Source organism: Amycolatopsis sp. WAC 04197 (genome assembly GCF_003947475.1).
GTDB classification, from domain to species: Bacteria; Actinomycetota; Actinomycetes; order Mycobacteriales; family Pseudonocardiaceae; genus Amycolatopsis; species Amycolatopsis japonica.
In genome coordinates this window covers 897,580-919,038 of the sequence record NZ_QHJK01000002.1, presented here as the reverse complement: position 1 = coordinate 919,038, position 21,459 = coordinate 897,580, and the positions used below count along the sequence as shown (strand labels likewise).

At 68.8% G+C, this 21,459-nt stretch carries 21 protein-coding genes; 12 read left to right on the top strand and 9 right to left on the bottom strand.

Annotation, left to right across the window (positions count from 1 at the left end; all coding sequences use genetic code 11):
* The first annotated feature begins 16 nt into the window (after window positions 1-16).
* Window positions 17-577: a hypothetical protein gene (locus tag DMC64_RS43210; RefSeq protein WP_233629623.1), complete on the top strand. Its 561-nt coding sequence runs from the start codon at window positions 17-19 to the stop codon at window positions 575-577.
* Between the two features lie 81 nt (window positions 578-658).
* Here the strand turns inward: DMC64_RS43210 and DMC64_RS11660 are convergent, their stop codons facing one another.
* A complete protein-coding gene (locus tag DMC64_RS11660) occupies window positions 659-2,428 on the bottom strand; it encodes a serine/threonine-protein kinase (RefSeq protein WP_125733483.1) in 1,770 nt (589 codons plus the stop codon).
* A gap of 184 nt (window positions 2,429-2,612) precedes the next feature.
* Here DMC64_RS11660 and DMC64_RS11655 point away from each other — a divergent pair, with 184 nt between their 5' ends.
* Both DMC64_RS11655 and DMC64_RS11650 read left to right on the top strand, forming a co-directional pair.
* Window positions 2,613-4,484 carry a propionyl-CoA synthetase gene (locus DMC64_RS11655; protein ID WP_125733482.1) on the top strand — a complete coding sequence of 624 codons (1,872 nt, stop codon included), beginning with the start codon at window positions 2,613-2,615 and terminating at the stop codon, window positions 4,482-4,484.
* A gap of 109 nt (window positions 4,485-4,593) precedes the next feature.
* On the top strand, window positions 4,594-6,174 hold the full coding sequence (locus tag DMC64_RS11650) for a beta-N-acetylhexosaminidase (RefSeq protein ID WP_125733481.1): 1,581 nt from the start codon (window positions 4,594-4,596) through the stop codon (window positions 6,172-6,174).
* A gap of 49 nt (window positions 6,175-6,223) precedes the next feature.
* On the opposite strand, the gene DMC64_RS11645 is transcribed toward DMC64_RS11650, so the two are convergent.
* Both DMC64_RS11645 and DMC64_RS11640 read right to left on the bottom strand, forming a co-directional pair.
* Complete coding sequence (locus DMC64_RS11645; RefSeq protein WP_125733480.1) at window positions 6,224-6,835, bottom strand: TetR/AcrR family transcriptional regulator; 612 nt, start codon at window positions 6,833-6,835, stop codon at window positions 6,224-6,226.
* On the bottom strand, window positions 6,825-7,520 hold the full coding sequence (locus DMC64_RS11640) for an MOSC domain-containing protein (RefSeq protein ID WP_125733479.1): 696 nt from the start codon (window positions 7,518-7,520) through the stop codon (window positions 6,825-6,827). The genes DMC64_RS11645 and DMC64_RS11640 overlap by 11 nt, the downstream gene beginning before the upstream one ends.
* A gap of 39 nt (window positions 7,521-7,559) precedes the next feature.
* On the opposite strand from DMC64_RS11640, the gene DMC64_RS11635 reads away from it, so the two are divergent.
* Window positions 7,560-8,132 carry a TIGR03086 family metal-binding protein gene (locus DMC64_RS11635; RefSeq protein WP_125733478.1) on the top strand — a complete coding sequence of 191 codons (573 nt, stop codon included), beginning with the start codon at window positions 7,560-7,562 and terminating at the stop codon, window positions 8,130-8,132.
* Here the strand turns inward: DMC64_RS11635 and DMC64_RS11630 are convergent.
* Together DMC64_RS11630 and DMC64_RS11625 are read right to left on the bottom strand one after the other, a co-directional pair.
* Complete coding sequence (locus tag DMC64_RS11630; protein WP_037340581.1) at window positions 8,086-8,469, bottom strand: DUF779 domain-containing protein; 384 nt, start codon at window positions 8,467-8,469, stop codon at window positions 8,086-8,088. The genes DMC64_RS11635 and DMC64_RS11630 overlap by 47 nt on opposite strands.
* A complete protein-coding gene (locus DMC64_RS11625) occupies window positions 8,469-9,992 on the bottom strand; it encodes an aldehyde dehydrogenase family protein (protein WP_037340578.1) in 1,524 nt (507 codons plus the stop codon). The genes DMC64_RS11630 and DMC64_RS11625 overlap by 1 nt, the downstream gene beginning before the upstream one ends.
* Window positions 9,993-10,097: 105 nt before the next feature.
* On the opposite strand from DMC64_RS11625, the gene DMC64_RS11620 reads away from it, so the two are divergent.
* The 5 genes from DMC64_RS11620 to DMC64_RS11600 all read left to right on the top strand — a co-directional run bounded on the left by DMC64_RS11620 (window position 10,098) and on the right by DMC64_RS11600 (window position 15,054).
* On the top strand, window positions 10,098-11,579 hold the full coding sequence (locus DMC64_RS11620; protein ID WP_125733477.1) for a helix-turn-helix domain-containing protein: 1,482 nt from the start codon (window positions 10,098-10,100) through the stop codon (window positions 11,577-11,579).
* A 68-nt stretch (window positions 11,580-11,647) separates the two neighbouring features.
* On the top strand, window positions 11,648-12,448 hold the full coding sequence (locus DMC64_RS11615; RefSeq protein WP_125733476.1) for an SGNH/GDSL hydrolase family protein: 801 nt from the start codon (window positions 11,648-11,650) through the stop codon (window positions 12,446-12,448).
* Window positions 12,427-12,984, top strand: a complete 558-nt coding sequence (locus DMC64_RS11610; protein WP_125733475.1) for a TetR/AcrR family transcriptional regulator — start codon at window positions 12,427-12,429, stop codon at window positions 12,982-12,984. The genes DMC64_RS11615 and DMC64_RS11610 overlap by 22 nt, the downstream gene beginning before the upstream one ends.
* A 247-nt stretch (window positions 12,985-13,231) precedes the next feature.
* Window positions 13,232-14,392 (top strand): sensor histidine kinase, encoded by a 1,161-nt coding sequence (locus DMC64_RS11605; RefSeq protein WP_125733474.1) that lies wholly within the window; start codon window positions 13,232-13,234, stop codon window positions 14,390-14,392.
* Window positions 14,389-15,054: a response regulator transcription factor gene (locus tag DMC64_RS11600; protein ID WP_125733473.1), complete on the top strand. Its 666-nt coding sequence runs from the start codon at window positions 14,389-14,391 to the stop codon at window positions 15,052-15,054. Before DMC64_RS11605 ends, DMC64_RS11600 begins: the two co-directional genes overlap by 4 nt.
* Here DMC64_RS11600 and DMC64_RS11595 read toward each other — a convergent pair.
* Window positions 15,018-16,481 carry an NAD(P)/FAD-dependent oxidoreductase gene (locus DMC64_RS11595; RefSeq protein ID WP_125733472.1) on the bottom strand — a complete coding sequence of 488 codons (1,464 nt, stop codon included), beginning with the start codon at window positions 16,479-16,481 and terminating at the stop codon, window positions 15,018-15,020. The genes DMC64_RS11600 and DMC64_RS11595 overlap by 37 nt on opposite strands.
* 94 nt (window positions 16,482-16,575) lie before the next feature.
* Here DMC64_RS11595 and DMC64_RS11590 point away from each other — a divergent pair, with 94 nt between their 5' ends.
* The gene (locus tag DMC64_RS11590; protein WP_037340562.1) at window positions 16,576-17,310 is read left to right on the top strand and encodes a DUF2786 domain-containing protein; all 735 of its coding nucleotides are present in this window, start codon (window positions 16,576-16,578) and stop codon (window positions 17,308-17,310) included.
* Here the strand turns inward: DMC64_RS11590 and DMC64_RS43655 are convergent, their stop codons facing one another.
* Window positions 17,311-17,634, bottom strand: a complete 324-nt coding sequence (locus DMC64_RS43655; protein ID WP_233629622.1) for a CPCC family cysteine-rich protein — start codon at window positions 17,632-17,634, stop codon at window positions 17,311-17,313.
* Window positions 17,635-17,684: 50 nt separating this feature from the next.
* Here DMC64_RS43655 and DMC64_RS11580 point away from each other — a divergent pair, with 50 nt between their 5' ends.
* Both DMC64_RS11580 and DMC64_RS11575 read left to right on the top strand, forming a co-directional pair.
* On the top strand, window positions 17,685-18,440 hold the full coding sequence (locus tag DMC64_RS11580; RefSeq protein ID WP_125733471.1) for a GNAT family N-acetyltransferase: 756 nt from the start codon (window positions 17,685-17,687) through the stop codon (window positions 18,438-18,440).
* A gap of 131 nt (window positions 18,441-18,571) precedes the next feature.
* Window positions 18,572-19,294, top strand: coding sequence for a bifunctional 2-polyprenyl-6-hydroxyphenol methylase/3-demethylubiquinol 3-O-methyltransferase UbiG (locus tag DMC64_RS11575; protein ID WP_125733470.1), 723 nt, complete (start codon window positions 18,572-18,574; stop codon window positions 19,292-19,294).
* Here the strand turns inward: DMC64_RS11575 and DMC64_RS11570 are convergent.
* The gene (locus tag DMC64_RS11570) at window positions 19,291-20,664 is read right to left on the bottom strand and encodes a UTP--glucose-1-phosphate uridylyltransferase (protein WP_125733469.1); all 1,374 of its coding nucleotides are present in this window, start codon (window positions 20,662-20,664) and stop codon (window positions 19,291-19,293) included. The two genes, DMC64_RS11575 and DMC64_RS11570, sit on opposite strands and share 4 nt — an antisense overlap.
* Before the next feature lie 31 nt (window positions 20,665-20,695).
* On the bottom strand, window positions 20,696-21,268 hold the full coding sequence (locus DMC64_RS11565) for a 5-formyltetrahydrofolate cyclo-ligase (RefSeq protein WP_125733701.1): 573 nt from the start codon (window positions 21,266-21,268) through the stop codon (window positions 20,696-20,698).
* Window positions 21,269-21,459 lie beyond the last annotated feature (191 nt).

Below are 21,459 nucleotides of genomic sequence, written 5' to 3'. Positions count from 1 at the left end.
CTCTACAGGGGGCATCATGACGATCCGACCGCTCGGAGCGGCCTGTGCGGCCGTGGCGTTGTTCTTGATCGCGGGGTGCGAAGAGCAGACGCCGGGAACGGCGTCGCCGCAGACCTCGGCCGTTCCGAGCACTTCCGAAGCGCCTGCCACCAGCACGACACAAGCCAGCGCTTCGAAGCCTTCGGCGACCGCGGCGACCGTCTCCGAGGCCACCACGCCCGCCGCCGGCGGCGCCGTGGCGCACACCCCGGACGGCGCCGCGAGCGTGATGGAGGAGTACCACCACGCGCTGGGCGACAAGGACCTCGAAACCGTCTGCCGGATCACCGGGCCGGCGTTCGACGGTGGGATGAAGGAATGCCGTCAGCTCACCCCGATGCAGTTCGGGATGCTCTCGGCCGACGACGTGAAGAAGCTGAAAGCCACCCGCGTGGACCGGGCGAAACTGCAGAGCAAGGGGCCGGACAAGGTCGTCGTCCCGCCGGGTGCGATCGCGCCGCAGATCGCGATGATGGCGGCTCAGCCCAAGACGTTCACCATGGCCTGGCGAGGCGGGACCTGGGTCATCGTCGACTGAGGAGAGCAGGGGACCTTTGCTACCACTTATCTCGATGTCGAGACAAGTGGTAGCAAAGGTCCCTTGCTCCCTTTTCACAGGTCAGCGCGGGTGACGCTGAGGCTGCGGCTGCTGGCGGGGCTGCGGCTGCTGCTGCGGAGGGCGACGCGTCACGATCTGCGTCACCGGGCCATCCGGCGACTTCCCGGCCCGGGCGAGCCAGCCTTCGACGTCGCGCTGCACGGCGGTGAGCGTCGGACGACGGCGTGGCTCCTGGTCGAGCGACGCGATGAGGATCCGGGCGTGGGCGCTGCGGTTCGGCAGCTTCGACACCGGTTCGGCGCGGGCGGCGGCCATCAGCGCGGCCATCGGCGTCTCCCGGGTGCCGCGCGGCGGCTGACCCGAGAGCGCGTAGCTCACCGTCGCTGCGAGCTGCCAGGCGTCCGACGCCGGGCTGGCCGGCGAGCCCATCGCCTGCTCGGGGGCGACGAAGTCCGGCGTGCCGATCATCATCCCGGTCGCGGTCATCTTCGAATCGCCCTGACTGCGGGCGATGCCGAAGTCGATCAGATGGGCGAGCCCGTTGCGGTCGAGGATGATGTTCGACGGCTTCAGGTCCCGGTGCAGGACACCCTTCTCGTGCGCAGCCGCGAGCGCGCCCGCCATGGTCGACCAGAGCCGTCCGGCGGCGATGTCGTCGAGCGGGCCCTGCGAGTCGACGATCTCGGCCAGCGATCGCCCTTCGAGGTACTCCATCACCAGCGCGAGCCCGTCGGGTTCCTCGACGAGGTCGTACACCTTGACACAGTTGGGGTGGTTCACCACGGCCAGCGCACGGGCCTCGCGCTGCATCCGTTCCTCGGTGTCCCGGTCCGGCGCGTGCGCGATCTTCAGCGCGACCGTGCGGTTGAGCTGCGTGTCGACCGCTTCCCAGACGGTGCCGAAACCACCGTGGCCGAGCCGCCGGACGCGCTTGTAGCGGCTGCCGCCGGAGTTACGGGAACCCGGCGGAGGCGGGATCGGGCCCGGGGCCGCGGCGAGCGCAGGAGGTTCGGGCGCCTGCGCCAGAGCGGTCGCCGGGTACTGCTTGGCGGGCGGGGGCGGCAGTTGCGGTTGCGGCTTCGGGGCGGGCGGCTCCGGGCGATACGGCTCCACCTTCTGCCGGGGCTGCGGGTCGGGCCGGTTGATCACCGACCACGGCGGCGGACCGACGAGCGCGACCGGGATCAGGCCCAGCACGCTGAACGGCAAGAACCCGAGCCAGAAGTGCACGGCCGTGTTCGCGCCCATACCCACGCTCGCCAGCACCATCAGCACGAACGGGATCCAGAAGAACCGCGAAGGCCACTTCGGGCCCCGGCGGAACGCGGTACGCGCCTGCAGCATCACGAACAGCAGCGACAGCGCGGGCAGCCCGACCAGCAGGATCAGGTAGAAGATGTAACTGAGCTGCATCCCGTTCGGGTAGAACAGGACCTCGTACACGTTCTGGCCGCGGCCGAGGTATTCGCTCTGCTTGCCGATCAGCGGGCTGTAGTCGGCGTTGTAGGTCGCCAGATCACTGCCGGAGAAGCCGGATTGACCGCCCGACTTGGACGCGGCCTCCTGGTACGTCTGCGAAACCCCGGTGGCCAGCAGCCACGGCAGGAGGAAGACGGCGACCACGCCGATCCCGCCGAAGACGGACAGGGTCACCACGTCGTAGCGATTGCCGGTGCCTTTGCGGATGATCGCGACGATCATCGCTCCCAGTGCGGGCAGCAGCGCGACCAGCGCTCCCGCGGTGCTCGTCGCCCACACCCAGTCCCCAGGCCAGATCCCTGGCCCGAACAGGCTGTGCGCGAACGAAAGCAGCGCGCTCGCTAGTCCCATGGACCCTGCTCCCCTCGCTCGTCGAGGCCGTTTCCGGCGGTTTTCCCCCTAGTCCAGCTTAGGACGCTCCATGCCCTCACAGGGTTGCCGGGTTGTCGCGGGCGTCTCTCCGCCGTTACCACCAGGCATCGGCCGGTCCGGAAGTCCATGATGGTCCCCGTACCCGAACGCGAAGGAGCATTCGATGCACGCCGAGTCGTACCAGCGGAGCCTCGAAGACCCGGAGGGTTTCTGGCTCGAAGCCACACAGGCGATCGACTGGACCCGCACGCCGACGCAGGCACTCGACGCGTCGAAAGCGCCCTTCTACCGCTGGTTCCCGGACGGGGAGCTGAACACGGCGTTCAACGCGCTCGACCGGCACGTGCGGGACGGCCGCGGTGAGCAGACCGCGCTGATCTGGGATTCGCCCGTAACCGATTCGGTTCGCCGGTTCACCTACGCGGAACTGCTGGACGAGGTCGCGCGCTTCGCCGGCGCGCTCGCCTCCCTCGGTGTCGGGAAGGGCGACCGCGTCATCGTGTACATGCCGATGGTCCCCGAAGCGGCCGTCGCGATGCTCGCTTGCGCCCGGCTCGGCGCGGTGCATTCGGTCGTCTTCGGCGGCTTCGCGCCCAAGGAGCTCGCGGCGCGGATCGAAGACGCGAAACCCAAGGTCATCGTCGCGGCGTCGTGCGGGATCGAGCCGACGCGGATCGTCGAGTACAAACCGATCATCGACGAGGCACTCGCGGGCACCGCCCACCAGCCGGACAAGGTCGTGGTCCTGCAGCGGGAGCGCGCCCGCGCCGAACTGGGTGAGCGCGACGCCGATTGGGCCGAACTGGTCGCGAAGGCCTCCCCCGCCGATCCGGTGCCGGTCGCGGCCACCGACCCGCTGTACATCCTGTACACCTCCGGCACCACGGGGAAGCCGAAGGGCGTCGTGCGCGACACCGGCGGGCACGCGGTCGCGCTCGCCTGGTCGATGAACGCGATTTACGACATCCGGCCCGGCGACGTGTGGTGGACGGCGTCCGACGTCGGCTGGGTCGTCGGCCATTCCTACATCGTCTACGCGCCGCTTCTGATCGGGGCGACGACGGTCATGTACGAGGGCAAACCGGTCGGCACTCCGGACGCGGGCGCGTTCTGGCGCGTCATTTCCGATCACGGGGTGAAGGCGTTGTTCACCGCGCCGACCGCGTTGCGGGCGATCAAGAAGGTCGATCCGGACGGCGTCGAAATCGGAAAATACCAGCTCAGCGGATTCAAGACGTTGTTCATGGCGGGGGAACGACTCGATCCGGAGACCTATCACTGGGCGCACGACAAGCTCGGCGTACCGGTGATCGACCACTGGTGGCAGACCGAGACCGGCTGGCCGATCGCCGCGAATCCGCGCGGTTTGGAACCGATGCCCGTCAAACCCGGTTCCGCGACGAAACCGGTGCCGGGCTGGGACGTGCGGATCCTGGACCAGGCCGGCGATCCGCTTCCCGCCGGGCGCGAGGGTGCCATCGCCATCAAATTGCCGCTTCCGCCGGGATCGCTGCCGACGTTGTGGCAGGACGACGAGCGGTATCACGAGGCGTATCTTTCGCGGTATGAAGGTCACTACCTGACGGGTGACTCCGGGTACGTCGACGAGGACGGCTATCTATTTGTCATGGGCCGCACCGACGATGTCATCAACGTCGCGGGGCACCGGCTTTCGACCGGTTCCATGGAGGCCGTGCTGGCGTCGCATCCCGCCGTCGCCGAATGCGCCGTGATCGGGGTCCGCGATCAGCTCAAGGGGCAGCTTCCGCGCGGTTTCGTGGTGCTGAAATCGGGCGCCGACGTCGACGCCGAAACGCTCAAGGCCGAATTGGTCGCGCTGGTGCGGCGCGACATCGGCCCGGTCGCCGCGTTCCGCGAGGTGTCCATTGTGGACGCGCTACCGAAGACGCGGTCCGGGAAGATCCTGCGCAAGACCATGCGCGGCATCGCCGACGGCCGCGACGAGCAGGCGCCCTCGACGATCGAGGACGCGAGCGTTCTCGATGCCCTGAAAGCGGTTCTGCGCGGCGAGTGACCGGTGATCGGTACGGCGTACTGGTCCGATCGGGTGTTGTCGTGTTTGCCCTATTGGTCTATACCTCTAGAAGCAGAGAGTCTCCAGGTACCCCGACCGGAGGTGCTCCATGAGTAAACGCCTGTCCAGAACCGTGCTCGGCGTGGCCGTCCTGAGCCTCGTGACGCTCGGTCTCCCCGCCACGGCGAGCGCGGGACAGCACGCGAAGGCCGAACGGACCGTCACCGACGTCGTCCCCGCGCCGGTCGACGCGAAACCCGACCCCCGCGCGAACTTCCGCCTCGGCCCCGCGACCGTCATCCGCACCGACCGCGACGGCAAGCAGGTCGCCGAATACCTGGCGGGCCTGCTCCGGCCCGCCACCGGTTACCGGCTGCCCGTCGTCAGCGGCCACCGCGGCGGCGGCCCGGCCATCTCGCTCGAAACCGGTCACGCGGGTGACCGCGTCGGCAGCGAGGGTTACCAGCTCAAGGTGTCGCCCTCCGGCGTGACCTTGAAGGCGAACACCGACGAGGGCCTGTTCCTCGGCGTGCAGACGCTGCGTCAGTTGCTTCCTTCGGCGATCGAGGCGAAGACCGTCCAGAAGCGGTCGTGGGTGGTCTCGGGCGGCACGGTGCTCGACTATCCGCGCTTCGGCTACCGCAGCGCGATGCTCGACGTCGCCCGGCACTTCTTCACGCCGGACCAGGTCAAGCTGTACATCGACCAGATCGCGCAGTACAAGATCAACAATCTCCACCTGCACCTGAGCGACGACCAGGGCTGGCGGATCGAGATCAAGAGCTGGCCGAAGCTGGCGACCGTGGGCGGCCAGACGGCCGTCGGCGGCGCTCCCGGCGGTTACTACACGCAGGAGCAGTACAAGGACCTGGTGCGCTACGCGGCTTCGCGGCACATCACGATCGTTCCCGAGATCGACATGCCGGGCCACACCAACGCGGCCCAGTACTCCTACGCCGAACTGAACTGCGACGGCAAGCCGATACCGCCGCGCACGGACATCGAGGTCGGCTACAGCTCGCTGTGCATCGGCAAGGACATCACCTACAAGTTCGTGGACGACGTCATCCGCGAGCTGTCGGCGATCACCCCCGGGAAGTACATCAACATCGGTGGCGACGAAGCGCACTCGACCACCCCGGCCGATTACCAGACCTTCGCCACGAAGGTGCACCCGATCGTCGCGAAGTACGGCAAGACGATCACGGGCTGGCACGACGTCGCCAAGACGAATCCGCCGGTTTCGGCCGTCCCGCAGTTCTGGGGCACGACGGGCACCGACGCGAACGTCGCCGCGGCGGCCGCCCGGGGCAACAAGATCCTGATGTCGCCCGCGAACAAGGCGTACCTGGACATGAAGTACCACCCGCAGACGCCGCTCGGGCTGAGCTGGGCGGGCCTGATCGAGGTCAAGACCGGCTACGACTGGGATCCGGCCACGTACCTGGAGGGCGTGACGGAGAAGAACGTGATCGGGGTCGAGGCGCCGCTGTGGTCGGAAACGCTGATCACCAGTGACCACATCGAGTTCATGGCGTTCCCGAGGTTGCCGGGTTACGCCGAGATCGGGTGGTCGCCGAAGGATTCCCGCACCTGGGACGCCTATCGGCTCCGGCTGGCGAAGCAGAGCCCGCGGTGGGTTCAGCAGGGCATCGACTTCTACCGGTCCACGCAGGTCGACTGGAAGTAGCGCGCCATGAAAGGTCCTTTCCTTGCAAAATTTGCGAGGAAAGGACCTTTCATTGCACGGCCGCGGCGTCGAGACGGGCGGTGATGGCGGCCCGCGCCAGCGCGTAGGGCTCGGTCCCGCCGAACATCACCGAATCGGCGTTCGCGGCCCGCCCCAGCGCGTGCAGCTCGAAGGCCAGCCGGTTCACGTCGACGGACTCACGCAGGTGCCCGGCCTTCCGCGCCTCGACGACGGTGGACCGGATGAACTGAGCGAAGGCCCGGCTCGCGTTCGCGACCGCGTCGTGCACCCGGCCGGTCCGCGCGTCGAATTCGGCGCCGGTGTTGAAGAAGAAACAGCCGCCCGGGAACACGCGGCGTTCCGAGTAGTCGAGCCAGTTCGCGCACAACGCGCGCAGCCGCGCGATCCCCTGCTCGACCTCGAGCGTCGGCTCGACGACGTTCTCCGCGAAGATCGCGCTCGCCGTCTCGACCGCCGCGAGCTGCAGTTCCTCCTTGGAACCGAACAGGGCGAACACGCCGGATTTGCTCAAGTCCAATTCGGTGGCGAGCCTGCCGAGGGACAACCCGTCGAGCCCCTCGACGGACGCGATGTCCACGGCGCGCCGAAGCACGATCCGCCTCGTCGCGTCACCGCGGGCCACCCGGCCGTCAACCGGCATTCCGCTCCTCTCGCCGCTTCTTCGCCGATGCCAGGCCGTCACGGTACTGCCGGGAAAGCGACGGCGCCGCGAGCACCCGGTCCACCAGAGCCCAGTACGCCTCCCTGCGCTCGTCGTCGAGCTGGGCGACGTTGGTGAACGACGCGACGTACACCTCGGCGATCGTCGGACTCATCAGATCGCGTTCTTCGAGCGTCATCCGTCCCGACGTGGGCACCACGCCCGTCCGCAGCACGCGCAGGTACCAGCCGCTGCGACCGGAATCGATCATCGCCGGGATGACGTCCTTGCGCCCGGTCTTCATCGCGAGCTTGAAGCACGGCGTCCTCGGCTGCGAGACCTGGACCAGCGTGTCTCCCCAGGCCCAGACATCGCCGATCCTGACGTCGTACTCGTCGGCGCCCGTCACCGAGGCGTTCTCCCCGAAATCACCCGCCGACACCGGGAAACCCTGTTCCGCCCAGGCGGCGTAGTGCGTCGCAGGGTAGACGTAGACCGCCTTGTCGACGCCGCCGTGGACGGTGCGGTCGGCCTGGTCGTCGCCGGCCAGATTGATCTCGTCCAATTCCAGGAACGGCGTCTCGACCCGCGATTTCGCGATGGCGCTGTACACCGGCACGTCGCGCTTCGTCCCCAGCACCGACGGACGGCCGACGAAGACCTCGTTCACTTCGAGAGTGTTCACCTCTAGAAGATAGCACGATCGTTCGTATACATTGCCGCCATGGATCTCATCGCACTCACCACCCGGGCCCATCGGGCCACCGGAGCCACGATCGCCGGGATCGGCGCGGACGACTGGGACCGCTCGACCCCCTGCGCCGAGTGGACCGTCCGTGACATCGTGAAACACCTGATCGAGGGCCACGATTCCCGCACCGCGCAGGCGACGGGCCGGCCGATTAAGAGCAGGCCGTCGGCCGACGACGACCTCGCCGGGTCCTACGAAGCGAGTTCCGCCGAGTTCCTCGCGGCCTTCGACGGCGAAGCGCTGGAGAAGACGTTCGACTTCGGGAGCTTCGGTCCGCTCCCCGGGAAGAACGCGCTGGCCGTGCTGTTCGTCGACACGCTCACCCACGACTGGGACCTCAACACCGCCCTTGGCCGCGAACACCGCTGGGACGACGAACTCGCGACGGCCGCGTTGAAGGTGGCGAGCCGCTATCCCGACGTCACGCCGGTCCGCGGGCCCGGCGGCGCCTTCGACCACGCTGTCGAGGCACCGCCGGACGCCGGACCGGGCGCACGGCTCATCGCGTTGCTGGGCCGTTCAGCTCAGCCGACTCCTCGTCGCTGAACAACCGGGACCGGACCAGGAAACGGACCCCTTCCGGCGCCTCCAAGGAGAATCCGCTCCCCCGGCCGGGGACGACGTCGATGGTCAGATGCGTGTGCTTCCAGTACTCGAACTGGGGGCCCGACATCCACACCGGAACGTCGCCGACGCCTTCGACGCTCAGGTCACCAAGGTGGACGTCGGACGCCCCGGTGCGGAATTCGCCGGCCGGGTAACACATCGGGGCGCTCCCGTCGCAGCATCCGCCGGACTGGTGGAACATCACCGGCCCGTGGAGTGACACCAGCCGCCGCAGCAGATCCGCGGCGGCCGGTGTCAAGCCGACCCGCTCGGCCATCAGAAGAACCCGAGCGCACTGTCCGAATAGGACACCAGCATGTTCTTGGTCTGCTGGTAGTGGTCCAGCATCATCTTGTGGTTCTCGCGCCCGATCCCGGACGCCTTGTAGCCGCCGAAGGCCGCGTGCGCCGGGTACGCGTGGTAGTTGTTGACCCACACCCGGCCCGCCTGGATGTCGCGGCCGGCGCGGTAGGCGGTGTTGCCGTCACGCGACCAGACACCGGCGCCGAGGCCGTACAGCGTGTCGTTGGCGATCTTCAGCGCGTCGGCGTAGTCGTCGAACCTGGCCACCGAGACGACCGGGCCGAAGATCTCCTCCTGGAAGATCCGCATCTTGTTGTCGCCCTCGAAGACCGTCGGCTGCACGTAGTACCCGCCGGACAGTTCGCCGCCGAGGTCGCTGCGCTCACCGCCGGTGAGGATCTTCGCGCCTTCCTTCTGGCCGATGTCGATGTAGGAAAGGATCTTCTCCAGCTGGTCGTTGGAGGCCTGCGCGCCGATCTGCGTCTCGGTGTCGAGCGGGTGCCCCTGCTTGATCTTCTTGACCCGCTCGACGGCGTCGCCGAGGAACCGGTCGTAGATACCGGACTGGATCAGCGCCCGCGACGGACAGGTGCAGACCTCGCCCTGGTTCAGCGCGAAGAGCGCGAAGCCTTCCTGCGCCTTGTCGTAGAACGCGTCGTTGGCGGCGGCGACGTCGTCGAAGAAGATGTTCGGGCTCTTGCCGCCGAGTTCGACGGTGACCGGGATGATGTTCTCGCTGGCGTACTGCAGGATCAGCCGTCCGGTGGTGGTCTCGCCGGTGAACGCGACCTTCCGCACCCGGTTGCTCGACGCGAGCGGCTTGCCCGCCTCGACGCCGAAACCGTTGACGATGTTCAGCACGCCCGGCGGGATCAGGTCGCCGATGAGCGACATCAGCAGGTGGATCGACGCCGGGGTCTGCTCGGCGGGTTTCAGCACGATCGCGTTGCCCGCGGCCAGCGCGGGCGCGAGCTTCCAGACCGCCATCAGCAGCGGGAAGTTCCACGGGATGATCTGGCCGACGACGCCGAGCGGCTCGTGGAAGTGGTACGCGACGGTGTTGTCGTCGATCTGGGAGATCCCGCCCTCCTGGGCGCGCAGGGCGCCGGCGAAGTAGCGGAAGTGGTCGATGGCCAGCGGGATGTCGGCGGCCAGGGTCTCGCGGACCGGTTTGCCGTTCTCCCACGATTCGGCGACGGCGATCGCTTCGAGGTTCTGCTCCATCCGGTCGGCGATCCGGAGCAGCACGTTCGCACGCTCGTCCACCGACGTCCGGCCCCAGGCCGCGGCCGCGCCTTCGGCCGCGTCGAGCGCGCGGTCGATGTCGGCGGCGGTGCCGCGGGCGACCTCGGTGAACACCTGTCCGGTCACCGGGGTCGGGTTCTCGAAGTACTGACCGCTCGCGGGCGGTACGTACTCGCCTCCGATGTAGTGGTCGTAGCGCGACTCGTAGCTGACGACGCTGCCTTCGGTGTTCGGTGCCGCGTACTTGGCCATCTTTCCTGCCTCATCGCTAGGGGTGGCGGATGACGGCGAAGCTAGGGCGGGTGAGGTTGCACGTACGTTGCAACGAAGTGAGCGCGGTCACCTATTCTCGGAAAGGTGGCAGAGCGGCCCGCTGGAGAGTCCTCGCCGCGTGACCCTCAGGCGTACGCGCGGCTGCTGAAGGACGTCCACGACGCCATCCTCTCCGGGGTTCCCGCGCCGCGTTCCCCCAGGTCGATCGTGTCCGCGTCGTGGAATCGCTCGCTCGCCGCGCACGTCGATCCGGACACCGGCGTCGCCCCGCTCGTCTACGACTCCGGCGAGGTGAACGGGCTGCGCGACGAGCATCCACTGGCCCCGGTCCTGCCGATCCTGCGGCAGACGCTGGTGAGCATCGCCGACGACGCCGAGCACATGATGATCGTGACCGACGCGGCCGGGCACATCCTGTGGCGGGAGGGCGCCGCGGGCGTGCTGCGGCGCGCGGACGACGTGATGCTCGCCGAAGGCACGCGCTGGAGCGAGGACGTCATCGGGACGAACGCGATGGGCACCACGCTCGCCACCGGGGAGCCGGTGCAGATCTACTCGGCCGAGCATCTGGTGCGGACCTATCACGGCTGGACCTGCGCGGCGGCGCCCGTACGCGATCCGGAGACCGGCGCGCTGCTCGGGTCGATCGACGTCAGCGGTCCGCTGCGGACCGTCCATCCCGCGATGCTCGCGCTGGTCACGGCGGCCGCCCAGCTCGCCGAAGGCCAGCTGCGGGCCCGGCTCGCGATGCGCGACGAGCGGCTGCGGGCCGCGAACATGACCCATCTGGAAGCGTTGCGTGGCGCGCCGGGAGCACTGCTCTCGGCGAAGGGCCGCGTGCTGGCGGCCGAATCCTGCGGCGACCTTCCCGCCACTGTGGACATCCGGCCGGGCGGCGGCGCGGTCACCCTGCCGGACGGGCGGCTGGGCACGGTGGAGCCGTTGACCGAGGGCTACCTGCTGCGCCTGCGGAACCGGGCTGCGGCGCGGCGGCCGCGGCTCGCGCTGGAGTTCCTCACCGACGGGCCACCGTCGACCACAGTGGACGGTCGCGAGGTGCCGTTCACCTTGCGGCACGCGGAGATCCTCACCCTGCTCGCGCTGAACCCGGGCGGACTCTCGGCGGAGCGGCTGGCTCTGCTGCTCTACGGCGAGAGCGGCAATCCGGTGACCGTGCGCGCCGAGATCCACCGGCTCCGGACACAGCTCGGCTCGGACATCGTGCAGACGCGGCCGTACCGGCTTTCCGCCGAGGTGGACGCCGACTTCCTGCGTGTCCGCGCGGCGCTCAAACGAGGCGACGTCGCGGCCGCGGCGGACGCCTTCCGCGGTCCGCTGCTCGCCGAATCGGAATCGCCCGCCGTCCGCGAGGAGCGCGAGGCCGTCACCGCGTCGGTCCGGCGGGTCGTCCTCGGCAGCGGCGACGCGTCGGCGTTGTGGTCGTACTGGGAGACCCCGTGCGGGGCCGACGACCTGGAGATCGTCGACGCGCTGTGCCGGGTGCTCCCGGACGGCGATCCGCGGCGCGCCGTCGCCTTCACCCATCGGAACCGCCTCGACCGCTGAGTAGACAGCGTCTACATCGGTTTGATAGACAGTGTCTACAAGGTGAACTCGCGGTTACGGAGATCTGGATGGGCTACCAACGTTTCGTCGCGCTCGGCGACAGCTGCGCCGAAGGGCTGGCCGATCCGCATCCGTCGGGTGGTTTCTACCGCGGCTGGGCCGACTTCGTCGCGCACCGGCTCGCCGAGGACGAGCCCGGTTTCCGTTACGCCAATCTCGCGGTCCGCGGGCGCAGGCTCGACCAGATCCACGCCGAGCAGACCCCGGCGGCGACCAGGCTCCAGCCGGATCTGATCGCGTTGTTCGGCGGCGGCAACGACGTGATGAGCCGCGGCTGGGACGCGCGCACGGTCGCCCGCCGCGTCGACACCGCCATCCGCGCCTGCACCGAGATCGCGCCGCGGGTCGTCACCTTCACCCTCAGCGACATCTCCCACCGCATGCCGATGGGCCACCGCATGCGCCCGCGCATCGTCGCGCTGAACGACGCCGTCCGCGAGGCGTCCGTCAGCTACGGCGCGACGCTGGTCGACCTCTGGCCGGACGACGCGGCACACGATTCCCGCTACTTCGGCCCGGATCGGCTGCATCTGTCCGAGCAGGGCCACCGGCGCCTGGCCGGGCACGTGCTCAGCAAGCTCGACGTCACCCACGACCCGGCCTGGCTCGCCCCGCTGCCCGGTTCGGACGGACGGCCCGGCCTGCGCGCGGATCTGCGCTGGCTGACCAGGGAAGTCCTCCCGGTCGCGGTCAGCCGGTTCCGCAACCGGCTCATCGGCCGCCAGCCGGGTGACGGTTTCCTGCCGAAACGCCCCGACCTGCTGCCCGTTCTCGAGGAGACCCGGTCGTGGGCGCCCGAACCCGCCTGATCGACACCGCGGCGACCCTGCTCGCCGAAGAAGGCGTCGGCGCCGTGACGCTGCGCGGGATCGCCAAGGCCGCGGGCGTCTCGCACGGCGCGCCGCTGCGGCATTTCACCGGCCGGGCGGCGCTGCTATCGGCGGTCGCGATCCGCGGTTACGTCGAACTGCTCGAACGCGGCGCCGACCTGCCGGCCGGGACACCCCGGGAGCGGCTCATCGCGGCCTGCCACGGCTATCTCGATTTCGCGCTGGCCAATCCGGCGATGTTCGAGCTGATGTTCCGCCGCGATCTCGTCGATCCGGACGATCCCGAGCTCACGCGGGTGAGCAGCGCGGTGTTCGACTTCTTCGCCGCATTGGTCGAGGACGTGCAGGAAGGCGGCTGGCATCCCGCGACCGATCCGCGGCTGCTCGCGTCGTCGCTGTGGGCGTCCCTGCACGGCCTCGCCCAGTTGTGGCTCTGGGGCGGGCTGGCGGGCGCGAGCTTCGCGCCGACACCGGAGCGGGCGCTGGCCGTCACGTTGGACGCCTATCTGGGCTGAAACTCGGCGAAGAGGCGGCCTGTTCCGGATATCCCCTCCCGAAGGCCCTCTTACCCGGAGCGGGTCATCCTCTTCGCCGAGTCGGGGAATGGAATATCCATCCTGTTCCGACGTTATCCGGACCGATCACCGAGCGGAATCCCCGCGAGTCGGAAGCCGGGGTAAACCTTGGCGGTATAGGGCGCGCTGAATACCGCGCTGGTTGCAGGAATTGGGCGCCCTCTCGCCGCGACGGTAACTTGCGGAAGTGCCGTCCCTCTTCTCTCTCCTCCGCGCACGGCCGCTGCTCATCGACTGCCTGATCACCGCGGCGGCGGCCACCCTTCTCGCCTTGGGCGCGGCACCCCGCGGCGGTTCGTTCGGCGACCCGGCCGGGGCCGGCGTCATCCTCGCGGTGCTCATCGCCCTCCCGCTGTTTATGCGCCGCCGCCATCCCATCGCTGTCCTGCTCGCGTCGGTCTCGCTCATGACCGTCTACACCGCCTTGGGCTACCGGGCCACGCTGGGCGAGCCGTCGGCGTTCATCGCGGCGTACACGGTGTGGGCGCGATATCCGCCCGCCAAGGCCGTCCCGCCGACGATCGCCTGGATCGCCCTTTTCGAACTGGGACTCGTGCTCGGCGAAGTGCCGTCCTTCGTGGTGGACACGACCCGCCTGCTCGCGCAGTGCGCGGGCACGATCATCGTCGGACGGCTCGGCTACCTGCGCGCGGACCGGATGGTGGAACGCGCTGTCCGCGCGGAACGGGAGATCCGGCTCGAGGCGGAACAGGCCGTCGTCGAGGAGCGCATCCGCATCGCCCACGAGCTACACGACGTCGTCTCCCACCACATTTCGGTGATCGCGGTGCAGGCGAATCTGGCCCGCTACGTCTTCGAATCCTCCCCGGACACCGCGCGCACCGCACTCGACACCATCACCGGGACCACGACCGAAGCGCTCGACGAACTGCGGCGCCTGCTCGGCGTACTGCGCCCGCCCCAGCGCGAAACCCACGAGTACCGCCCCCAGCCCGGCCTCGCCGATCTTCCCGCACTGGTCACCCGAGTGCGTGAAGCCGGCCTCACGGTGAAGACGCGGACCATCGGCGAACCGCGACGACTTCCGCCGGGTCAGCAGCTGTGCACCTACCGAATCGCGCAGGAAGCGCTTACCAACGTGCTGAAACACGCGGATCAGGCGATCGTGGAACTCGTCCTCGAATACGGCGAAGACGCGCTCGTGCTGAGTGTCCGCAATTCCGCGTCCGCAGGGACACCACCACCGAATCCGGCGGGACAAGGCCTCATCGGAATGCGTGAACGGGCGAGAATGTACGGTGGTTCGATCGAAATGGGACCGGCCGGATCCGGTGGTTTCGCGATCGAACTGACCCTTCCCTATCTGCCGCAGGAGCGAGCCCGGTGACCAGTGTGCTGGTGGTCGACGACCAGGATCTCGTCCGGGCGGGATTCGTCGCCCTGCTCGAAGCCGTTCCCGGTGTCCGGGTCGCGGGCGAGGCGCGAGACGGGCTCGAAGCCGTCGAGAAGGCTCGTGAACTGCGTCCCGACGTGATCCTGATGGACATCCGGCTTCCCGAACTCGACGGGGTGAAGGCGACCGAGCGGATCCTCGCGGACACCGGGGCGGAAAAGCCGCACGTGCTCATGCTGACGGTGTTCGACCTCGACGAATACGTCTACACGGCGTTGCGCGCGGGCGCGGCGGGTTTCCTGCTCAAGGACAGCCCGCCGGAGACCCTGATCGCCGGGATCCACGCCGTCGCGCGCGGCGACATGCTGTTCGGCCCGACCATCACGCGGCGGCTGGTGGAGGCCTTCACCCAGGGCCCGCCGGAAAAGCCGGCGGCTCCGCCCGCGCTGGCCGGGCTGACCGAACGCGAAATCGAGGTGCTGCGTTTCGTCGGCACCGGCATGCCGAACGCGGACATCGCCCGGAGCCTGATGGTCAGCGAGGCCACGGTGAAAACGCACCTGAACCGTTTGATGACCAAGCTCCGGATCTCCAGCCGGGCCCAAGCCGTGGTGGTGGCCTACGAAACGGGACTCGTGCGACCGCGCGGTTCCTGAATCACCCGCTCGAAATCCTTCCCCAGCACGGCTTTCGCGGCGTACCAGCCGCCCATCCCGTGCACGCCGGGGCCCGGGGCCGTCGCGGCCGAACACAGGAAGACACCGCCGAGCGGCGTCCGGTGTGTGTTCCACCGGGCGACCGGCCGTCCGAGCACCTGCCGCAGATTCACCGCGCCCGCCGCGACGTCGCCGCCGGGATAGTTCGCGTTGTAGGCCTCCAGTTCCGGCGCGGTGATACAACGGCTCGCCAGGATCGTGTCGGAGAAGCCGGGCGCGAACCGTTCGATGCGCCGACGGACGAGCTCGGTGACGTCTCGCGGATCCCCGTTCGGGACATGGCAATACGCCCACACCGGCCGCTTGCCCGGCAGCCCGCGGGACGGGTCGATCGCCATCGGATCCGACACGAGCACGAACCGGTCGTCCGGATCTTGCCCGCGCACGATGGCGTTTTCGGCGGCGTAGACCTCGTCTCGGGTGCCTCCGAGATGGACGGTGCCCGCCTTGCCGACCTCCGGCGCGGCCCACGGAACCGGTTCGGACACCAGGAAATCGACCTTCGCCGCGCCGGGTCCGTAGCGGTAGGCCTCCAGCGCCTTCCGGTATCGCGGCGGCAACAGCCCGCCGGCGATTTCGAGGAAACCACGCGGGGCGATGTCGAGGATCACCGTGCGCGACTTCGCCAGTCTCCGCAGATCGGTGATCCTGCTTCCGGTGTGGATCCGTCCGCCGCGGGCGCGGAGATCGGCGGCCAGAGCCTCGGTGATCGTCCGGCTTCCGCCGCAGGCGATCGGCCAGCCCGTCGAATGCGCGAGGTGGCTGAGCAGCAGTGTCGCACCGGCCGCGGCGAGCGAGGGCTGACGGCTCATCACGTGCGCGGAAACCCCGGCGAGCAGCGCGGGCGCTTCCGGACCGGTGAACATGCGGCGCTCCGAACCGGACGCGAGCAGCGCGATCCTGGCCGGGAGGAGGGCCGCGGCGCGCGGGTCGCGAGGCGGACGGCGAAGGTCTCCGAGCAGGAGATCGGCCAGTTCGCGGCTGCGTTCGGCCAGCGGGCCCAGCAGACGCCGCCACCGGGGACCGTCCGCGCCGAGGGCGTCACAGGTCCGGTCGAGATCTTCGTACGCGAGAGCGGCCCGGTCACCGCCAAGGGGATGCGCGTACGCGATCTCCGGCCGCAGAAGGTCGACACCGTGTTCGGCGAGGTCGAACCAGCGGAAGAAGGGAGACGCCGCGGCCAGCGGATGTCCGGTGGCGCAGATGTCGTGCCGGACCTCGTCGTCGAACAGCGAAGCCGTGCGCGTCCCGCCGCCGATCTCTTCGGCAGCTTCGTGCACTTCGACCGTCAGCCCCGCCCTGACCAGCAAGACCGCCGCCGCGAGCCCGTTCGGCCCGGAACCGACCACCGACACGTCGACCGGCATACCGCCCCCTCACCGGGATCCGGACCTCTCGTCCGAATATTGTCGGACCTCTCTCCTAGATTGATCCGCTCCAACCCAATCAGGAAGGAGGACCATGCCCGACCATGACACGCTGCTCGCGCGCGTCCGGAAACTCCTCGCGAAGGCGGAGGACCCGGCGGTCACCGAGGCCGAAGCCGAGTCGTACAACACCAAGGCCGCCGAACTGATCGCCCGGTACGGCATCGATCAGGCCTTGCTGGCCGCCTCCGGGGCGACCGCCGACGAGATCACCCAGATCAAGATCCCGATCGACAACCCGTACAGCCGGGACAAGGCGGGCCTGCTCACGAACATCGCGCATCCGCTGCGCTGCCGGGCCCTGCTGCACCGGCTGGGCCAATCGGTCACCGCGGTGACGGTGTTCGGTTTCCGTTCCGATCTGGAGCGGACGGAACTGCTGTACACGAGCCTGCTGCTGCAGGCGACCACCCAGCTGACCAGGGTGCGCCCGGAGAACCGGGTGTTCGCGGGCGAATCGCTGGCCGCGTACCGGCGGACTTGGCTGCACGGATTCTCCGGCGCGGTCTACGAACGGCTCCGCAACAGCGAGGACACCGCGGCCAGGACCCATACGGCCACCGCCGGTCACCGCTCGGCCGAACTGGTGATCCAGGATCGGACGGCGATGGTCAAACAGGCGTACGACGAGCAGTACGGCGACCTGCGCTCGGCTCCGCCGAGGCGGCTGTCCGGCAGCGGCTATCTCGACGGTCACTCCGCCGGCGAGCGCGCCAACCTCAACACCACCGGAATCACCGGACGGCGCCGCGCGCTGCCCGTACGCTGATCAGTACCGCATCCGTTTCACCCGCCTGACCTTCGCGTCTTCGGGCAGCGGCCGAGCGCTCCCGTCAACAGGGATCTCGTCCGGTTCCGGAGGCCGCACATTGTGCACATGCGCCTCTTCGCAGGCACCGTGAAGATCGAAGTTCCGCCGAGCGACCGTAAGTGACAGGGCACCGTTAGGCCCACCTCGGACGACGTCAGTGTCGTGGTCGTCCTGCCCGTCGTCTTCCCAGAAGCAGACCGAGCAGATCTCGAACGCGCCGCGCTCGCCCAGCGTGAGATAGCCGCAGCAAGGACAGGCGTACGCTCCACTTCCTCTCGTCATACCGGAAAACTACCTCGTGAGAATCGCGTGTCCTCGGGTCTACTGAGGACATGATCGTGATCGAAGACCTGGCCACCAGGCCCGAACTGCGCGAGCCCGCGCTCGGCCTCGGCGGCGTCGGCGGCGAATTCCTCCAGCACGGTCTTGCCGGACTGCTGGCGAAGTCGTCCCACCTGGCCGCCCGCTGGCCAGAATACTTCCTCGTGCTGCTGGAAGACGGCGTTCCCGTGGCGAGAACCGCCGCCGTCCCGGTCGGCTTCCCGACCGCCGAACGCCCGGAACTGCCGGACCACGGCTGGGACGCCGCCCTGATCTGGGCTGCGGAAGACCTGCTGAGCTCCCGTGAGACGAATACGTTGATCGCACTCGAAGTGATGGTCGCGCCAGGCCGCCGTGGCGGCGGCCTGGCCACAAAAGCGTTGGAAGCGTTGAAAAAGCGCGCTTCGGAAAAAGGAATGGGCAAACTCGTCGTGCCGGTCCGCCCGGCCGGAAAGGAGAACGAACCAGGACTGTCCTTTGAGGACTACATCGCCCGCCGTCGCGCGGACGGGCTGCCGGAGGATCCGTGGCTGCGCACGCATGAACGGCTCGGCGCCCGGTTCCGGAAAGTGGCGCCGTTCGCGATGACGGTCACCGGCACCTTCGCCCAGTGGAAGGCGTGGACCGGCGTCGAACTCCAGGACGGCCTCACGGCCGTGCCGGGCGGGATCGCGCCGGTGCTCGCCTCCTCGGCGCTGGACGTCGGCGTCTACACGGAGCCGAACGCCTGGCTCGAGCACCCGGTGGACGAAGCCGGCACCGGCTAGGTTTCTTCGGCATGTACAGGAGCTCGGCGTCAGCCGGGCGTTGCCGCAGCTGGCGTCACCGGGAGAACGTGCGTGGCGGCGCGACCGTAAATCCGTGGCTCCCGCACGCGTCCCGGAACTATCGTCGCCGAATGCCTGACGCGCTCTTCGCCCACGCCCGGCTCGCACCGATCTACGACGCCTTCGACGGCGCTCGCGACGACCTGGACCACTATCTCGGCATCATCGGCGAACTCGGGGCGAAGAGAGTGCTCGACGTCGGCTGCGGCACCGGTTTCCTGGCCGTTCTCTTGGCCGCGCGCGGAATCGAGGTCGTCGGTGTCGATCCCGCGAAGGCGTCACTGGACGTCGCGAAGGCCAAAGACCCGGAAGGGAAGATCACCTGGATCCATGGTGACGCGCGAGCGGCGGGCGACGTGGGAGCCGATCTCGCGGTGATGACCGGGAACGTGGCCCAGGTCTTCCTGACCGACGACGAATGGAACCGGACCCTCGAAGGCGTCCATGCCGCGCTGGTGCCGGGCGGTCATCTGGTCTTCGAGATCCGGCGCCCCGGACGCCGGGCGTGGGAGGACTGGGCGGCCGACACGGCACACGAAACCATCGATGTTCCCGGCGTCGGCGAGGTGGAGCAGTGGCGCGAGGTCACCGAGGTGAACCTCCCGTTCGTGTCGTTCCGGTACAGCTACCGGTTCCCCGACGGCGAGGTCGTCACCTCGGACTCGACGTTGTGGTTCCGCGAACGCGAAGACCTGGAGTCCCTGCTGGCGGAGCACGGATTTCGCGTCCTGGACGTCCGGGACGCCCCCGATCGTCCAGGACGCGAGTACGTGTTCATCGCCCAGCGCGGCTAGAGGACTTCGCCGTCCGCGATGGTTTTCGGCCCGGTGATCTTCACATCGCCCCGGACGACGACGTCCTTTCCGAAGGTGACGTCGCCGTCCACCGCGAGGCTCGTGCACTCCTTGAGCGAAGGCGCGACGGGGATACGCGCGTCGAAGTCCGGAAGGAGCTTGTAGAACTCCTTGCTCAGCGACACGACCGGCGGGGTGGTGGTGAACTCCGGGACCATCTCCCCGCCGTCGTCGAGCACGTACGCGTCGGACCGGACGACCAGCAGATCGTCGGTGGTCTTGACCGGCGCGAACCGGCTCCGCGGGATCTCGATGGCCCGCGCGCCCTCGACCGAACCGATCGCCGCGCCCATCGCCGTTTCGAGCTGGATCACCGGCGTGCTGGCGGCGTCGGCGGGATCGACGGTCTTCCGGTTCACGATCAGCGGCAACAACGGCGCGGCGGGGTCCGCGTCCTGCAGCGCCTTCAGCCGTTCGAGATCGAACCAGATGTTGTTGGTGTTGAAGTAACGCCACTTGGCGACGTCGCCGAACGAGTCGTCCCCGTCGGGGACCTGCGCGGATTCACGCAGGACGATCCGGCCCGCGCGGCGTGCAAGGTGCCCGCCCTTGCGGTCGGCCGCGGTGCCGAGCACCGTCTCCATCGCGAACGGGATGTCCTCCTTCGCCAGCCACGCCGCGATCCGGGCGTCCGGAAGCGCGCCGAGGTTGTCGGAGTTGGACACGAAGCACCAGCGGATTCCCTCGGCCAGCAGGGTTTCGAGCATTCCGCTCACCGCGAGCGCGACGTAGATGTCGCCGTGCCCCGGCGGGCACCATTCGAGCTCCGGGTTCGCGGGCCAGGCGACGGGCCGCCCGTCGGCGGTGATCTTCGGTTCGCGCCCCTGCAGGAAGTCGGCCGGGATGACGTCGTCGCCGAGATCGGGATACTTCTTCAACAACTCCAGCGAAGGTTCACGGGTGCCCGCCGAATTCATCAGGATCAGCGGGAGCCGCGCGTTGTACTTCTCCCGGGTCGAAAGCACCTGCATGGCGATGACGTCGAGGAACGTCTTCCCCGGTTTGATCTCCAGCAGCGATTTCGGGCCGGTGAGCCCCATGCTCGTGCCGAGCCCGCCGTTGAGCTTCAGGACGGCGGTGCGGTCCAGCACCCGGCGCGCTTCTTCGGGGTCCGGCTCGGGCAGATCCACGAGCCTGCTGATGTCATCGAGAGGTTCGAGTTCGTTTCCCGGCAATTCACCGGCGCCGGGTGCGGTCAGCTGCTCGAGACGCCGTCGCAGGGCCGCCAGCTCCATGGGGTGGGCGCCCGCGGAACGCATTTTCGACAGCGTTTCGGCGAAATGATCGGACAGGTGCGCGTCAGAGCTCATTGTGCCCTTTCTGAACCACTGCGTCGGGGCGTCAGTCTATTACCGGGCGCGGCGCCAAGCCGTGCTCCGGGGTCAGTACCCCGGTCATGCGGACGTCATGCGGTTCCGCGGGCAACTCGCGCACGAGTTCGGCGTCCCGGACGACGGCGATCAGCGCCGCGCCGGGCGCGGCGAAGGAGAGCGACCGGTCGTAGTACCCCGCGCCGCGGCCGAGCCGGACGCCCGCGTCGTCGACAGCGAGCGCGGGGATCAGCACCAGATCGGCCGTCCCCAGCGTGTCGGGACCGAGGCGGCGCCCGGTCGGCTCGAGCAACCCCCGCAGCCGTCCCGGCCCGAGGCTCGACGGGTCCTCGTAGACGGCCCAGTCCAGCGGGCCCGGCGCGTCGGGGACGATCGGCAGCAGCACCCGTTTGCCCTGGTCCAGAAGTTGATCAAGCAGTGACGTCGAACCTGGTTCGGTACCGAACGGAACATAGGCGCACACGACTTCACCGGGCAGCCGAGCGGCGGCCGCGGCTAGCGCCACGGCCTCCCGCGCATGCTCTTCCGACACCTGCGAACGCCGTTCGGCGGTTATCCGCGAACGCCACTCCGTTTTGCTCAGGTGTTCATTGCCGGGCTCGACCACGTGGTCAGGTTAGGCTTCACGCCTATGACAGGCGCAGCGACCACCCCGGCGGCACGGACCACGAGGAGCTTGCCCGATCGGGCGATTTCCGCGGCTTCGGACCGCATCACTCCTGGTAACGGTGGTGAACTTCAGTTCACCGACGGGCCTTCAACGCGTGCCTGGTC